The sequence below is a fragment of the Streptomyces sp. 1-11 genome (assembly GCF_007176755.1).
GTDB lineage: Bacteria > Actinomycetota > Actinomycetes > Streptomycetales > Streptomycetaceae > Streptomyces.
Window position 1 is genome coordinate 219,630 of record NZ_BJTV01000001.1, and the last position, 13,956, is coordinate 233,585.

The following is a 13,956-nucleotide window of genomic DNA, read 5'->3' on the forward strand; positions in this document are numbered from 1 at the left end:
CCTTGAACTCTCGGATACAGCCTAAACGGGGCCGGTCACCGCCGGTCAGCAAACCTCTTCGAGATCACGCCAGTCCCTGGAGTCCGGGCTGTCCGCCACCCACCCGTCGAGCAGCCCCCGCACGAGCGACGCCGGCGCGGCCACCCCGCACTCGCGCTCCGGCACCCAGAGCTGGCCGTCGGTACGGTGCCCGAGCGGTCCCGGGTGACCGGGCTCACTGTGATCGTGCGGGTCCAGGTGCTCGCCGTCGCCCTCGTCGGACGGCATCCGCGACTCCGAGCACATCCGGCACAGCAGCCGCACCGAGGAGGACCAGTCCTCCGCGGCGAACCCGGCGTCCGCCGCCAGCTGTTCCAGGGCGTCCCGGTCGGCCTCCGTGGCCGCCTCCAGCAGCACCACCCAGGTGGGCACGGGCGAGGGCGCCCACAGCTCGATCTCGTCGAACACCGGGAAGGAGTGCCCGGCGGACGTGGTGCGCTCGCCGTGCGGGACGCCGTCGTGCAGCACGACCTCGCCCCAGCGCCGCCCGGACGAGGGCAGCGGGATGGACAGCACCTCGATCCGCGCCGGGTCCAGCCTGCGCCCCCACACGACCTCGGCCTCGCCCTCCGGGGAGAGCCGCACGGCCGCGCTGCCCAGGTCCATGCCGAGCGGCTCGCCCGCGGCGGTGGCGCCCCCGGGCACCCGCAGCCCGTAGGCCTGCCAGGCGCGCCGGGCCAGCGGCCAGTCCTGCAGGGCGGTCGCGGCGATGCCGACGTTCCACCAGTCGGGGGCGCCGGTCTCCCGGTCCAGCAGCGCGACCGCCCGCAGACCCGCCGCGCGGGCCTGCTCCCAGTCGTGCCGGAACTTGTGCAGCAGGGCGAGGTTGAACCAGGACTCCGCCAGCCAGGGTTCCAGGTCGGCGGCGCGTGTCAGCAGCTCGCCCGCGTCCTCGTACCGGCCGTCGCCGATGAGCGTGAACGCCCGGTCGGTGGCCTGCCGCCAGGAGGCGGAGGGCCGGTGCCGTCCCTTTCCGAAGATCCTCACGATTCCCGCCTGCCAGTTCCAGTTCCGCTCAGTGGGCTGGCTTGTGCCCCCGGACACCCTCTCCATCGCATCCAACCACGTACGGCCTCAAAGGCGCTCATTACCCATGGGTCACCCCATGCCGTGCGGGGTCGGACAGTGCCTGGGAGAGTACCCGGGCAAGCGATTCGACAACCTCCGGAGCGTAATCCCCCGCGCCGGCCAGGCGCAGCTCCTCCAGGGCCAGGAGCGGCCCCTCGGGTCCGGCGTCGCGGGACTTCTCCTCGAAGGCGTTCACGGTCCGGACGATCCGCGCGGCGAGCGGCTGCTCGGCGTAGGGGTCGGCCTGCCGCTCCACGACCGTGGCGACCGCCGCGTCCACCCCGGTCTGGCGCACCACGGCGCCGCCGAGCAGCGCGATGCGCCGCTGCTCCTCGCGGGGCAGGGTGGCGGTGGCTCCGGCCGGTACCGGGTCGACGAGGCTGAGCTGGCCGATGTCGTGCATCAGCGCCGCGTACTCGAGCACGGTCAGCTCGGGCCGGGACAGGCCGAGGTCGTGGCCGACGGCCCGGCTGAGCGCGGCGACCCGGCGGGCGTGCCCGGCGGGGGTGCAGCCGGCCACCTCGGTGGCCCGGGCGAGCGAGGCGATGGTCTGCCGGTAGGTGGCCCGCACGGCGGCGTAGCGCCGGACCGAGAGCTGGGTGAGCAGCAGCGGCAGACAGAACACGGGCAGCGCCCACAGCCCGGCGACGGCGACCGCGAGCGCCATGACCACGCCGGTCGCGCACACGGCGGAGCCGATGCCGAGCAGCCCGCGCAGTTCGTCGCGGAGCAGCGGGCCGAAGCGCCAGCCGGTGCGGGAGCGGGCGAGGGCTGCGGCGAGGACGGCGTCGCAGAGTGCGGTGAGGAGGAGCAGCGCGATCAGCAGCAGGGCGTAGGCGGGCCCGTCCCAGCCGCGGAACGCGCCCCGGTCGAAGACGGGTTGGAAGCAGACGGCGGCGAAGCCGGTGGTGAGGACGCGGCGGGCGAGGTGGTCGAGGGTGGGGGTGCGGCCGCACCAGATGTGCGGGACCCCGCCGAGCAGCGAGGCGGCGAGGACGACGGTGACGACCTGCGCGGCGCTGTGCCCGGTCGGATGGCCGGCGTCGGGCCCCAGCAGGGCGTACGACAGCGATCCGGCGGTGCCCAGCGGCGCGGCCTGGCGCGACCGGGTGCCGGACCACCGGGTCAGCTCGCCGACGGCTATGAGCACGCCGAAGGCGAGCGCGACGCCCGGCTCGTCGATGCCGGTCCACAGGGTGCGGGCGAGACAGACGGCGGCGGTGAGGGCGGCGCAGGCGTGGATGAGCCGGAGGGCGGTCACCGGTGCGCACCGCTGCGGCGGCCGGCGGCCGGCTGCTGCGCCGGGACCGGGTGCGGGGCGTCGTCGGCGGTGACGGCCGGGTGCCAGCCGTGCCGGCGCAGCGCCCGGACGAGCGCCGTGACCATGCGCGGGTCGAAGTGGGTGCCCGCGCAGCGCTCCAGCTCCGTGACCGCCGCCGCCACCGGACGGGCCCTGCTGTAGGACCGGGTGGAGGTCATCGCGTCGAAGGCGTCGGCGACGGCCACCACGCGGGCGCACTCGGGGATCTGAGCGCCCGCCAGCCCGTACGGGTAGCCGCTGCCGTCGAGCCGTTCGTGGTGGTGCAGGATCGCCGCGCGGGCCTCGCCGAGGAAGGAGATCCCGCGGACCATCTCGTGCCCGTACTCCGGGTGCAGTTCGATGATCCGCCGCTCCTCGGGGGTCAGCGGGCCGTCCTTGCGCAGCAGGCGGGTGGGGACGCCGAGCTTGCCGACGTCGTGCAGGATGCCGGCGAACCGCAGCACCTCGACGCGTTCGTCGTCCAGGCCGAGTTCGCGGGCGATGAGCACCGAGGCCTGGCCGACCCGCTCGCTGTGGCCGCGGGTGTAGCCGTCCTTGATGTCGACGGCCTGCACCAGGGCGCGGATGGTGGCCTGGTGGGCGGCCCGCTCCCGGTGGTACTGGGCGAAGACCCAGCAGGAGACGCACATCGGCAGCAGTACGAGCAGCGCGGCGCCGGGGCCGTACCGGCTGCGCCAGAGCACGGCCATCATCAGCCCGGCGAGCCCGTGCACCGCGACCGGCGCCGGCGAACGGGACAGCAGCCCGCTCCAGGCCCGGCGCAGCGGTGTGCTCCCCCGCAGCCGGAAGGGCGTGGGCGGCGCCCCCACTCCCGTCGCGAGGAGGCCGCCGTCGAGCGCGGTGAGCACCAGGCAGAAGGCGAGCACGGCCGCCCCCGCGGGCACCAGGGCGTACGGGAAGGCGGGGGCCGCGACGGCGTGCCGGCCGCCGAGCGCCCCGTGCACCTGGGCCGCGGCCCACACGGCGAGCGCCGGCTGCGCGGCCCGCCAGACGCGCCGCGGCAGCACCGGCCGGTGTTCGACGTGGACGAGCAGGGCGGCCGGCAGCGGGACCAGCGCGGCGGCGGCGGGCGGCAGCAGGAAGGCGCCGGCGAGCAGCACCGGGTAGAACGTTCCGCCGAAGCGGCGCCGCACGACGTGCTCGCAGGCCGCGTACAGCGCGGCCAGCGGGATCAGCGTCCACCAGGGCGCGCGGGTGGTGTGCAGGGGCAGCACACACAGCACGGCGAGCAGGGCGACACAGGCCACATAGCCTCGCGCTCTCGCCGGAACCGCCGCCTCCATCGCGCCCTCCCCCCGACCGTGCCGGTGCAGGCTCGGAGCCTAGGGTGGGTTTCGGGGGGTCCGGGGGCCCATGACCCGAGGATTAGCACGTTCGGGTGATACGGGCCTTGCCGGGCGGAGGGCGCGGGTCAGGACTCCTGCGGTGTCACCGGGCGGGCCTGAGCCTTGGTGACGTCGTGCTCGGGGACGGTCTGCCCGGAGCGGATCAGATCGATCCGCCCCATGACCTTGGCGCGCAGGTCGGCGGGCACGTCGTCATGGCCGCAGCACCGCTTGACCAGCTTCTTCACGGCCTGCTCGAGGCCGTACTTCTCCAGGCACGGCGAGCATTCCTCGAAGTGGTGCTGGAACTTGTCGCGATCGACGTCCGGCATCTCGCTGTCGAGGAACTCGTACAGGTGGTCGAGGACCTCACTGCAGTCAGTCTCGTGCGGCTCTCCGCAGCTCATGAGCCCGAGCCTTTCGCTTCGTTCGACTCTCCGGCGCCCGCCGGGACCAGTCCGCGCTCGCGGGCGTAGTCCTCCAGCATGCCGCGCAGTTGACGGCGGCCCCGGTGCAGCCGGGACATCACCGTACCGATGGGTGTCCCCATGATGTCCGCGATCTCCTTGTACGCAAAGCCCTCTACGTCCGCGAGGTAGACGGCGATGCGGAACTCCTCGGGGATCGCCTGCAGCGCCTCCTTCACGTCCGAGTCGGGCAGGTGGTCGAGCGCCTGCGACTCGGCGGAGCGCAGACCCGTCGACATGTGCGACTCGGCGCGGGCGAGCTGCCAGTCCTCGATCTCCTCGGCCGCGCTGCGCTGGGGTTCGCGCTGCTTCTTGCGGTACGAGTTGATGAAGGTGTTGGTCAGGATCCGGTACAGCCACGCCTTGAGGTTGGTGCCCTCACGGAACTGGTGGAAGGACCCGTACGCCTTGGCGTAGGTCTCCTGCACCAGGTCCTCGGCGTCGGCCGGGTTGCGCGTCATGCGCAGGGCGGCCGAGTACATCTGGTCGAGGAACTCGAGCGCGTCCCGCTCGAAGCGCGCGCTGCGCTCCGCGGTCGACTCGGAGCCGGTCTCCGTGTCCGCGTTCGTGCCCCGGCCCTCGGGCTGCTCCGCCTGGCCGTTGTCGGTCCCTGCGTCGGTACCGGTGACCGGACCCACCTCCTCAAGTTCCCGGACGGGACCAAAAGCGGTCCCACCTGTTTCGGAGGATAGAACACGACCCGTGCCCGCCGCCGCTCGAATAGGAGCGGTCCTGGCCGCGTGCAGCACTGTCCAGTCCAGGTCAGCGCGGCTGCTGCGGCTCGGGCAGTACGTCGAACCCATGCGGCGGACTTCCTCTCCTTCGGCGTCGGAGCTGATCCCTCAGCACTTCTGTCCGCCTCAACAGCGCCCGGCCGCCGGGCATTCCCGGGTCACCCGAGTGACACGACCCACTCCGCGACGCCGTCGGTGATGATCTCCAGGGCCCGCTCCTGGGTGATCTCCGCACGCTTGGGGACGGCGAACCCGTGGTCCGCGCAGGGCACCTCGATCATCCGGTGGGGTCCTTCGGGGAACTCCGCCGGCCTGCCGAAGGGATCGTTGCCGCCCTGCACGACGAGCGTGGGCGCCCCGGCGCCGAGCAGTTCGGCGGCGCGGGACTTCTCCGGCCTGCCCGGCGGGTGCAGCGGGAAGCTCAGCGCGAGCACGGCGTGCGCGCCCAGTTCGGCGGCGGTGCGGCAGGCGACCCGGGCGCCCGCGCTGCGGCCGCCGGAGACGACGGGCAGTCCCGGCGCCGCCAGCGCGGGCCACAGGCCGCGCCAGCCGGTGTCCAGGGTCTTCGGCGCGGGCGCGAGCTTCTTGCCGGCCACCCGCCAGGGCTGCTCGACGAGGGCCACGGTCACCCCGTGCCCGGGGAGCGCCCGGGCGAGCGCCTGGAGGTCGCGGGCCTCGACGCCGCCGCCCGCGCCGTGGCTCACCGCGAGGACGAGCCGGGCCGCGCCCGCCCGGTGCCAGGTGATCCGGGCGTCCCCGGCGTCGGTCGGGACGGTCTGTGTGGTCATGGTGGTCACGTCAGAAGAGTGTGCCGACTTCCGGGGCCGCCAGCTCCTTCAGCAGCTCCGGGCCGCCGTTGCGGACGTTGCTGACGGCGGTGGAGACCGGGTAGGCGCGCATCAGGCCGGGCGGGGGCGGGGCGAGCAGCGCGCGCAGGTCCTCGGGGTCGGTGCGGGCGGGGTCGAGCCAGGCGTCCCAGCGGTCCGGGGTGAGCATGAGCGGCATGCGGGGGTGGATGTCCGCCAGGGAGTGCGGCCCGTCGGCGGGGGCGACGGCCAGCGGGGTCCGCTCCGCCTCCGTGGTGATCACCGAGCAGGTGACCCACCAGGCGCCCGGGTGGTCGTCGGGCAGGGTGCGGTCCCGCCAGAACTCGTACAGGCCGGCCATCGCGAACACCGAGCCGTCGGCGGGCAGCACGAAGTAGGGCTGCTTGCGCGGCCGCTTCTTCTTCCCCTCGACCTCCAGCTCGCGCTCCTGGACGCCGGTGACCCACTCGTAGTAGCCGTCGGCGGGCAGGACGCAGCGCCGGGCGGCGAAGGCGCGGCGGTAGGCGGGCTTCTCGTGCACAGTCTCCGCGCGCGCGTTGATCATCCGCGCGCCGCCCTCGGGCGTCCTGGACCAGGAGGGCACCAGGCCCCACTTCAGCCTGCGGAGCTGCCGAACCGGACGCGGGTCAGCGGCGTCTTTCAACGGACGGTCCAGTACGGCGTAGACCTCCTTGGTGGGAGCCACGTTGTAGTCCGGCTCCAGGCTCTCCTCCGGCTCCCACTTCTCGATCTCGAAGATGTCCGCGAGATCCTCGGGCCCACGACTGGATGCAAACCGTCCGCACATACGTGCCACACTGCCAGACTCCGCAAGACGACAGGGAGCCACTCGGACATATGGACAGCCTCGCCGCCCTCGCGCTGCCCGGCCTCTGGGACCGGCTCACCGGCACCCAGCCCGACCCCGGCCTGTGGGTGGTGCTGGCCACCGGGGTCGCCGCGCTCGCCGTCGTGGTGCCGCACACGCTGTGGCGCATAGCCCGCAACGCCATCACCATCGCGCACGAGGGCGGCCACGGCCTGGTGGCGCTGCTCACCGGCCGGCAGCTCACCGGTATCCGCCTGCACTCGGACACCAGCGGCCTCACCGTCAGCCGGGGCAAGCCGTACGGCCTCGGCATGATCCTCACCGCGGCGGCGGGGTACACGGCGCCCTCGCTGCTGGGCCTGGGCGGCGCCGCGCTGCTGGCGGCCGGCCGCATCACCCTGCTGCTGTGGGCGGCGACCGCGCTGCTGGTCGTCATGCTGGTGATGATCCGCAACGCTTACGGGGTACTGACCGTGGTGCTGGCCGGCGCCGCCTTCCTGCTGGTGTCGTGGCTGGCGCAGCCGCAGGTGCAGGCCGGGTTCGCGTACGCGGTGGTGTGGTTCCTGCTGCTCGGCGGGGTACGGCCGCCGTTCGAGCTGCAGGCCAAGCGGATGCGGGGCGGTTCGGGCGACTCCGACGCCGACCAGCTCTCCCGCCTGACGCACGTCCCGGCGGGCCTGTGGCTGTTCCTCTTCCACGCGGTGTCCCTGTGCTCCCTGATCGGCGGGGGCCGCTGGCTGCTGGAGGGTTGATACCGGGCCCTCCTTATACAGTGGCCCCATGGCCCCGAACACCGCCCACCCCGCCCTCTGGCCCGCCCCGCACGCGAGCGGAGCCGTCGACGCGACGGTCCACGTGCCCGGGTCCAAGTCGGTGACCAACCGAGCCCTCGTGCTGGCCGCCCTCGCCTCCGAGCCCGGCTGGCTGCGCCGCCCGCTGCGTTCCCGCGACACCCTGCTGATGGCAGGCGCCCTGCGGGCCATGGGCGTGGAGATCGAGGAGACCGTCTCGTCCAGCTCCTCCGTCTCGGGCCCGGGCGGTGCGGACGGCTCCGGCGAGGCCTGGCGGGTGCTGCCCACCGGGCTGCACGGCCCGGCCACGGTCGACGTGGGCAACGCCGGCACGGTGATGCGCTTCCTGCCGCCGGTGGCCGCGCTGGCCGACGGCCCGATCCGGTTCGACGGGGACCCGCGGTCGTACGAGCGTCCCCTGCACGGCGTGATCGACGCGCTGCGGGAGCTCGGCGCGCGCATCGACGACGACGGCCGGGGCGCGCTGCCGCTGACCGTGCACGGCGCCGGTGCGCTGGACGGCGGCCCGGTGTCGATCGACGCCTCCTCGTCCTCCCAGTTCGTCTCCGCGCTGCTGCTGTCCGGCCCGCGCTTCAACCAGGGCGTCGAGGTCCGGCACACCGGCGCCTCCCTGCCGTCGCTGCCGCACATCCGGATGACCGTGGACATGCTGCGCGCGGTCGGCGCCCAGGTGGACACCCCGGAGTCGGGCGGCGAGCCGAACGTGTGGCGGGTGACGCCGGGCGCCCTGCTCGGCCGCGACCTGACGATCGAGCCCGACCTGTCCAACGCCCAGCCGTTCCTGGCGGCGGCCCTGGTCACCGGCGGCAAGGTGCTGATCCCGGACTGGCCGGAGCGGACCACCCAGCCGGGTGACCGGCTGCGCGAGATCTTCACCGAGATGGGCGGCTCCTGCGAACTGACCGAGTTCGGGCTGGTGTTCACCGGCTCGGGCGCCGTGCACGGCATCGACGTCGACCTGAGCGACGTCGGCGAGCTGACCCCGGGCATCGCCGCGGTCGCCGCGCTCGCCGACTCCCCGTCCACCCTGCGGGGCGTGGCCCACCTGCGGCTGCACGAGACGGACCGGCTGGCCGCGCTGACCAAGGAGATCAACGCGCTGGGCGGCGACGTCACCGAGACGGCCGACGGCCTGCACATCCGCCCGCGCCCGCTGCGCGGCGGGGTGTTCCACACCTACGAGGACCACCGCATGGCCACCGCCGGCGCGGTCATCGGCCTGCTGGTCGAGGGCGTGCGGATCGAGGACGTGGCGACGACGGCGAAGACCCTGCCCGACTTCCCCGAGTTGTGGACCGGGATGCTGGGGAACTGACGGGCGGACTGGGATCATGCGCCGCTACGGCAAGCACACCGACGAGGACGACATCCGCACCCGTCCCAACCGCAAGGGCAACCGGCCGCGTACCAACATCCGGCCCAAGCACGAGGACGCGGCCGAGGGGATGGTCCTCACCGTCGACCGGGGCCGGCTGACCTGCCTGGTCGAGGACCGCACCGTGATGGCGATGAAGGCCCGGGAGCTGGGCCGCAAGGCGGCCGTGGTGGGCGACCGGGTGGCCCTGGTCGGCGATCTGTCCGGCCGCAAGGACACGCTCGCGCGGATCGTGCGCATCGAGCCGCGCACCTCGGTGCTGCGCCGCACCGCGGACGACGACGACCCCTACGAGCGGGTGGTCGTCGCCAACGCCGACCAGCTGGCGATCGTCACCGCCCTCGCCGACCCCGAGCCGCGCCCGCGCCTGATCGACCGCTGCCTGGTCGCGGCCTACGACGGCGGCCTGGAGCCGCTGCTGGTGATGACGAAGTCCGACCTGGCCCCGCCGGACAAGCTGCTGGAGCTGTACGGCGCGCTGGACATCCCCTACGTGGTCACCAGCCGTGAGGAACTGGAGGACGGCGACGCCGCCGGCCGGGTGCGCGAGTACCTGGACGGCCGGATCACCGCGTTCGTCGGCCACTCGGGCGTGGGCAAGACGACCCTGGTCAACGCGCTGGTCCCGGCGGACCTGCGGCGCACCACCGGCCATGTCAACGCGGTGACGGGCCGCGGACGCCACACCACCACCTCGGCGCTCGCGCTGCCGCTGTCCGGGGCGGCCGACTGGGTCATCGACACCCCGGGGGTGCGCTCCTTCGGTCTGGCGCACATCGATCCCTCCCGGGTGATCCACGCCTTCCCGGACCTGGAGCCGGGCACCGAGGGCTGCCCGCGCGCGTGCAGTCACGACGAGCCGGACTGCGCCCTGGACGCGTACGTCGAGGAGGGCCACGCCGACCCGGCGCGGCTGTACTCGCTGCGCCGGCTGCTGGCCACGCGGGAACGCAAGGAGGGCGACTGATCGTCGCGGGGTTTGCCGGGGTCCGCCTTCGGTAAGTGCATAATCGCACCGAGCCGGAGATCCGGACCTACGGGAGGACCGCACATGGCGTGGCTGCTGGTCATAGTGGCGGGGATTCTGGAGACCGGTTTCGCCGTGTGCCTCAAGCTCTCGCACGGGTTCACCCGGCTGTGGCCGACGATCGCCTTCGCGTCCTTCGCCCTGGGCAGCTTCGGTCTGCTGACGCTGTCGCTGCGGAAGCTCGACGTCGGCCCCGCCTACGCCGTGTGGACCGGGATCGGCGCGACGGGCACCGCGATCTACGGCATGGTCTTCCTCGGTGATCTGGTGTCGACCCTGAAGATCGTCTCGATCACGCTGGTCATCATGGGAGTGATCGGCCTTCAGCTCTCGGGCTCGGCGCACTAGCCGGCCAGGAGCCCTGGGGCTCGTGAAGGGGCCGACGGCCGGCGAAGGGCCCGACGGTTCGTGAGTGGCCCGGCGGCTCGTGAAGGGCCTGTGGCTTCGTGGGGCGGGCCGTTGCCGGGCCCTGTCCGCCCGGCCGGCGTCCACCGCTCACACCAGGTGCCGGACCAGGACGCCGCGCACCAGTTCCGCCACGCCGTCATCCGCCGGTGGCGCCGCGACGCACGACAGGGCGAGACGCACGGCCAGTTCGCAGGAGCGGGTCAGGTCGGCGGTGTCCGCGGTGGCCGCCGCGGGCCCGGCCAGCACGGTCACCGCCCGGTCCCGTACCAGCCGCACGAAGTCGCCCGGCGAGGGCAGCGCTCCGTCCGCGCGGCGCTGCGCCGGCACGAGGGAGGAGGACGGCACCGCGGCGAGCGCCGGCGCCGGCAGCCGCTCGCTCCAGCATCCGGTGAGCATGGCCCGGACCAGCGCGCTGTCCCGGGCCGCCGCCGCCATCCACTCGGCGGTGGCGGTGAGCCGGTCGCGCGCGTCGGTGTGCGCGGCGAGGGCCCGTTCCACCCCGGCGAGGTAGCCGTCCGCCTCCCGCCGCACCAGCGCCCTGGCCAGCCCGTCCTTGCTCCCGAACTCGTTGTACAGCGTCTGCCGGGACACCCCGGCCGCCGCGGCCACGTCGACCATCCGCACCGCTGACCACGGCCGGCGCGCGAGCGCGGTGGCGGCGGCGTCCAGTAGGGATTCCCGGGCAGCAGGCATCGTCGCCTCCCTGGGGCGGACAATTCTGCGCCCAGATTTGACGCGCCCGCATGGACTGTCAAGGGTGCGCGGCCCAGGTTCCGGCCCGCCGGGCCCGGCCCCTTGTGGCCCCGCGGCGTCCGTGGCGGATACGGTTCATGACATGCCGGACTACCTCGACGACCTCCGCCTCGCCCACGTACTCGCGGACGCGGCCGACGCCGCCACCATGGACCGTTTCAAGGCGCTCGACCTAAAGGTGGAGACGAAGCCGGACATGACCCCGGTGTCCGAGGCGGACAAGGCGGCGGAAGAACTGATCCGCGGCCACCTCAAGCGCGCCCGGCCACGGGACGCCGTCCTCGGCGAGGAGTACGGCGTCGAGGGCACGGGTCCCCGCCGCTGGGTGGTCGACCCGATCGACGGCACCAAGAACTACGTCCGCGGCGTCCCGGTCTGGGCCACCCTCATCTCGCTGATGGAGGCGGGCGAGGGCGGCTTCCAGCCGGTCGTCGGCCTCGTCTCCGCGCCCGCCCTGGGCCGCCGCTGGTGGGCCGCCAAGGACCACGGCGCCTTCACCGGCCGCAGTCTGACCTCCGCGTCCCGCATCCACGTCTCCCGGGTCGGCGAACCGGCGGACGCGTCCTTCGCGTACTCCTCGCTCTCCGGCTGGGAGGAGCAGGGGCGCCTGGACGGCTTCCTGGACCTGACCCGCGCCGTGTGGCGCACGCGCGCGTACGGCGACTTCTGGCCGTACATGATGGTCGCGGAGGGCTCCGTCGACATGTGCGCCGAACCGGAGCTGTCGCTGTGGGACATGGCGGCGAACGCGATCATCGTCACCGAGGCCGGCGGCACCTTCACCGGGCTCGACGGCCGTCCGGGCCCGCACAGCGGCAACGCGGCCGCCTCCAACGGCCTGCTGCACGACACGCTGCTGGACCACCTCGGCCCGCGCCCCTGAGAACCCGACAGGATCCGCGCACGCCCTCAACCGGGCGCGCGCGCCCTCTTGTTGACCCGACTTTTACCGGGCACTCTGAGGTCGACCCCCACTTGTGAACTTGTGAACCCCTGCACGATGTCAGGGGTTCCCAGGAGGTGGCCTCATCCCATGCTCGTCCGAGACGCCATGAGCACGGTGATCCTCACCGTCGGCCCCGCCCACACCCTGCGTCAGGCAGCCGCCCTGATGTCCGCCCGCCGCGTCGGCGCCGCCGTGGTCCACGACCCGGACGCCGGCGGCGTCGGCATCCTCACCGAACGCGACATCCTCAACTCCGTCGGGCTCGGCCAGGACCCGGACACCGAACGCACCCACGCCCACACCACCACCGACGTCGTCTTCGCCGCTCCGGCCTGGACGCTCCAGGAGGCGGCCCGCGCCATGACCCGCGGCGGCTTCCGGCACCTGGTGGTGCTGGAGCACGGCGAGCCGGTCGGCATCGTCTCGGTCCGCGACATCATCCGCTGCTGGGTCCCGGCCCGGGAGCCCGCACCGGCGCTGTGAACGCGCGGGAGCAGGCCGGACCCCCTGGGGATCCGGCCCGCTCACCCGCGGTGGCCGGAGCCGGCGGACCGGCTCCGGCGCCGCTCAGCCGCGCAGCGCCCGCACCGCGGCCTCCAGCCGCTTGCCGAAGTCGGCGTCGGCGGTGCGGAAGTTGCCGATCGCGCGCTCGACGATGTCCTCGCGCGAGACCTGGGCGATGGCCCCGGCCAGGTTGGCTATGAGGCGCTCCTTCTCCTCCTCCGACATCAGCCGGTAGAGGTCGCCCGCCTGCACGAAGTCGTCGTCCTCGGCGTGCCGCGGCGTCGGGTGGGCGCCGGTGCCGGCGGTGAAGCCGTCGAACGGCTGCCACAGCGCCCGGCCGGTCTGCCGCGGACCGCCGAAGCTGTTCGGCTCGTAGTTCTTCGCGCCGCCGTGCCGGCCGTCGTAGAGGTGGCCGTCCCGGGAGTTGGTGCGCGCCTCGGCGGCGTGCGGCCGGTTCACCGGCAGGTGGTCGGCGTTGATGCCGACGCGGTAGCGGTGCGCGTCGCCGTAGGCGAACAGGCGGCCCTGGAGCATCTTGTCGGGCGAGGGCCCGATGCCGGGCACGAAGTGCGCGGGCGAGAAGATCGACTGCTCGACCTCGGCGAAGACGTTGCGCGGGTTGCGGTTCAGCTCCAGCCGGCCGATCTCCATGACCGGGTAGTCCGCGTGCGGCCATACCTTGGTCAGGTCGAACGGGTTGAAGCGGTACGTCGCCGCGTCCGCCGCGGGCATGATCTGCACGCCCACCGTCCAGCTCGGGAACTCGCCGCGCTCGATGGCCTCGCGCAGGTCGCGCTGGTGGGAGTCGGGGTCCTTGCCCGCCAGGACCTCGGCCTGCGCGGCGGTGAGGTTCTTGATCCCCTGGTCGGTCTTGAAGTGGTACTTGACCCAGAAGACCTCGCCGGCCTCGTTGCTCCACTGGTAGGTGTGCGAGCCGAAGCCGTCCATGTGCCGGTACGAGGCCGGGATACCCCGGTCGCCGAACAGCCAGGTGACCTGGTGGGTGCTCTCCGGGCTCAGGCCCCAGAAGTCCCAGACGTTGTCCGCCTCCGTGGAACCGGTGTACGGGTCGCGCTTCTGGGTGTGGATGAAGTCCGGGAACTTGATCGCGTCCCGGATGAAGAACACCGGGGTGTTGTTGCCGACGAGGTCGTAGTTGCCCTCCTCGGTGTAGAACTTCAGCGCGAAGCCGCGCGGGTCGCGGACCGCGTCCGCCGCGCCCAGGTTGCCGGCCACGGTCGAGAAGCGCAGGAAGACCTCGGTCTCCTTGCCCGCCTCGGAGAGGAAGGCGGCGCGCGTGTACGGGGTGACGTCGGCGGTCACCGTGAAGGTGCCGTACGCCCCGGCACCCCGGGCGTGCACCACGCGCTCCGGGATGCGCTCGCGGTTGAAGTGGGCCAGCTTCTCCAGGAGGAGCTGGTCCTGCACGAGCACCGGGCCACCGACGCCTGCGGTCTCGCTGTTCTGGTTGTCGGCCACCGGAGCACCGGCCTCCGTGGTGAGCGGTCCCTGCGTCACGTACGCCTCCTGCGTCATTACCGA

The 13,956-nt window shown here is 73.4% G+C and carries 15 protein-coding genes; 6 read left to right on the forward strand and 9 right to left on the reverse strand.

Going from position 1 to position 13,956, the window contains the following annotated elements:
• Positions 1 to 45: 45 nt before the first annotated feature.
• The 7 genes from TNCT1_RS00975 to TNCT1_RS01005 form a co-directional block, all read right to left on the reverse strand.
• Positions 46 to 1,026: a hypothetical protein gene (locus TNCT1_RS00975; protein ID WP_143627102.1), complete on the reverse strand. Its 981-nt coding sequence runs from the start codon at positions 1,024 to 1,026 to the stop codon at positions 46 to 48.
• A gap of 100 nt (positions 1,027 to 1,126) precedes the next feature.
• Positions 1,127 to 2,368, reverse strand: coding sequence for an HD-GYP domain-containing protein (locus TNCT1_RS00980; RefSeq protein WP_143627104.1), 1,242 nt, complete (start codon positions 2,366 to 2,368; stop codon positions 1,127 to 1,129).
• Entirely contained in the window at positions 2,365 to 3,711 is a 1,347-nt protein-coding gene (locus tag TNCT1_RS00985) for an HD-GYP domain-containing protein (protein WP_143627106.1), read from the reverse strand. The genes TNCT1_RS00980 and TNCT1_RS00985 overlap by 4 nt, the downstream gene beginning before the upstream one ends.
• 128 nt (positions 3,712 to 3,839) lie before the next feature.
• The gene (gene rsrA, locus TNCT1_RS00990) at positions 3,840 to 4,160 is read right to left on the reverse strand and encodes a mycothiol system anti-sigma-R factor (protein ID WP_143627108.1); all 321 of its coding nucleotides are present in this window, start codon (positions 4,158 to 4,160) and stop codon (positions 3,840 to 3,842) included.
• Positions 4,157 to 4,858, reverse strand: a complete 702-nt coding sequence (gene sigR / locus TNCT1_RS00995) for an RNA polymerase sigma factor SigR (protein WP_216856569.1) — start codon at positions 4,856 to 4,858, stop codon at positions 4,157 to 4,159. The genes rsrA and sigR overlap by 4 nt, the downstream gene beginning before the upstream one ends.
• A 254-nt stretch (positions 4,859 to 5,112) precedes the next feature.
• A complete protein-coding gene (locus TNCT1_RS01000) occupies positions 5,113 to 5,742 on the reverse strand; it encodes an alpha/beta family hydrolase (protein WP_143627112.1) in 630 nt (209 codons plus the stop codon).
• Positions 5,743 to 5,752: 10 nt separating this feature from the next.
• Positions 5,753 to 6,568: an SOS response-associated peptidase gene (locus tag TNCT1_RS01005; protein ID WP_143627114.1), complete on the reverse strand. Its 816-nt coding sequence runs from the start codon at positions 6,566 to 6,568 to the stop codon at positions 5,753 to 5,755.
• Between the two features lie 50 nt (positions 6,569 to 6,618).
• Between TNCT1_RS01005 and TNCT1_RS01010 the strand changes: the two genes are divergently transcribed.
• The 4 genes from TNCT1_RS01010 (at position 6,619) to TNCT1_RS01025 (ending at position 10,151) form a co-directional block, all read left to right on the forward strand.
• A complete protein-coding gene (locus TNCT1_RS01010) occupies positions 6,619 to 7,341 on the forward strand; it encodes a M50 family metallopeptidase (protein ID WP_143627117.1) in 723 nt (240 codons plus the stop codon).
• 28 nt (positions 7,342 to 7,369) lie between these two features.
• The gene (aroA, locus tag TNCT1_RS01015; protein ID WP_143627119.1) at positions 7,370 to 8,716 is read left to right on the forward strand and encodes a 3-phosphoshikimate 1-carboxyvinyltransferase; all 1,347 of its coding nucleotides are present in this window, start codon (positions 7,370 to 7,372) and stop codon (positions 8,714 to 8,716) included.
• A 16-nt stretch (positions 8,717 to 8,732) separates the two neighbouring features.
• Positions 8,733 to 9,743: a ribosome small subunit-dependent GTPase A gene (gene rsgA / locus TNCT1_RS01020; protein WP_143627121.1), complete on the forward strand. Its 1,011-nt coding sequence runs from the start codon at positions 8,733 to 8,735 to the stop codon at positions 9,741 to 9,743.
• Positions 9,744 to 9,827: 84 nt separating this feature from the next.
• On the forward strand, positions 9,828 to 10,151 hold the full coding sequence (locus TNCT1_RS01025; protein ID WP_143627123.1) for a multidrug efflux SMR transporter: 324 nt from the start codon (positions 9,828 to 9,830) through the stop codon (positions 10,149 to 10,151).
• A 147-nt stretch (positions 10,152 to 10,298) separates the two neighbouring features.
• On the opposite strand, the gene TNCT1_RS01030 is transcribed toward TNCT1_RS01025, so the two are convergent.
• Entirely contained in the window at positions 10,299 to 10,904 is a 606-nt protein-coding gene (locus TNCT1_RS01030; protein ID WP_143627125.1) for a TetR/AcrR family transcriptional regulator, read from the reverse strand.
• A 142-nt stretch (positions 10,905 to 11,046) separates the two neighbouring features.
• On the opposite strand from TNCT1_RS01030, the gene hisN reads away from it, so the two are divergent.
• Both hisN and TNCT1_RS01040 read left to right on the forward strand, forming a co-directional pair.
• Positions 11,047 to 11,847 carry a histidinol-phosphatase gene (gene hisN, locus TNCT1_RS01035; protein ID WP_143627127.1) on the forward strand — a complete coding sequence of 267 codons (801 nt, stop codon included), beginning with the start codon at positions 11,047 to 11,049 and terminating at the stop codon, positions 11,845 to 11,847.
• Positions 11,848 to 11,997: 150 nt separating this feature from the next.
• On the forward strand, positions 11,998 to 12,393 hold the full coding sequence (locus TNCT1_RS01040; RefSeq protein ID WP_143627129.1) for a cyclic nucleotide-binding/CBS domain-containing protein: 396 nt from the start codon (positions 11,998 to 12,000) through the stop codon (positions 12,391 to 12,393).
• Between the two features lie 84 nt (positions 12,394 to 12,477).
• Here the strand turns inward: TNCT1_RS01040 and TNCT1_RS01045 are convergent, their stop codons facing one another.
• The gene (locus TNCT1_RS01045) at positions 12,478 to 13,932 is read right to left on the reverse strand and encodes a catalase (protein ID WP_143627132.1); all 1,455 of its coding nucleotides are present in this window, start codon (positions 13,930 to 13,932) and stop codon (positions 12,478 to 12,480) included.
• Positions 13,933 to 13,956: the final 24 nt, after the last annotated feature.

Coding starts and splice junctions, on each gene's coding strand:
- TNCT1_RS00985 (WP_143627106.1), bottom strand. CDS start 3,711: ATGGAGGCGGCGGTTCCGGCGAGAGCGCGAGGCTATGTGGCCTGTGTC.
- rsrA (WP_143627108.1), bottom strand. CDS start 4,160: ATGAGCTGCGGAGAGCCGCACGAGACTGACTGCAGTGAGGTCCTCGAC.
- TNCT1_RS01000 (WP_143627112.1), bottom strand. CDS start 5,742: ATGACCACACAGACCGTCCCGACCGACGCCGGGGACGCCCGGATCACC.
- TNCT1_RS01005 (WP_143627114.1), bottom strand. CDS start 6,568: ATGTGCGGACGGTTTGCATCCAGTCGTGGGCCCGAGGATCTCGCGGAC.
- TNCT1_RS01010 (WP_143627117.1), top strand. CDS start 6,619: ATGGACAGCCTCGCCGCCCTCGCGCTGCCCGGCCTCTGGGACCGGCTC.
- aroA (WP_143627119.1), top strand. CDS start 7,370: ATGGCCCCGAACACCGCCCACCCCGCCCTCTGGCCCGCCCCGCACGCG.
- rsgA (WP_143627121.1), top strand. CDS start 8,733: ATGCGCCGCTACGGCAAGCACACCGACGAGGACGACATCCGCACCCGT.
- TNCT1_RS01025 (WP_143627123.1), top strand. CDS start 9,828: ATGGCGTGGCTGCTGGTCATAGTGGCGGGGATTCTGGAGACCGGTTTC.
- TNCT1_RS01030 (WP_143627125.1), bottom strand. CDS start 10,904: ATGCCTGCTGCCCGGGAATCCCTACTGGACGCCGCCGCCACCGCGCTC.
- hisN (WP_143627127.1), top strand. CDS start 11,047: ATGCCGGACTACCTCGACGACCTCCGCCTCGCCCACGTACTCGCGGAC.
- TNCT1_RS01040 (WP_143627129.1), top strand. CDS start 11,998: ATGCTCGTCCGAGACGCCATGAGCACGGTGATCCTCACCGTCGGCCCC.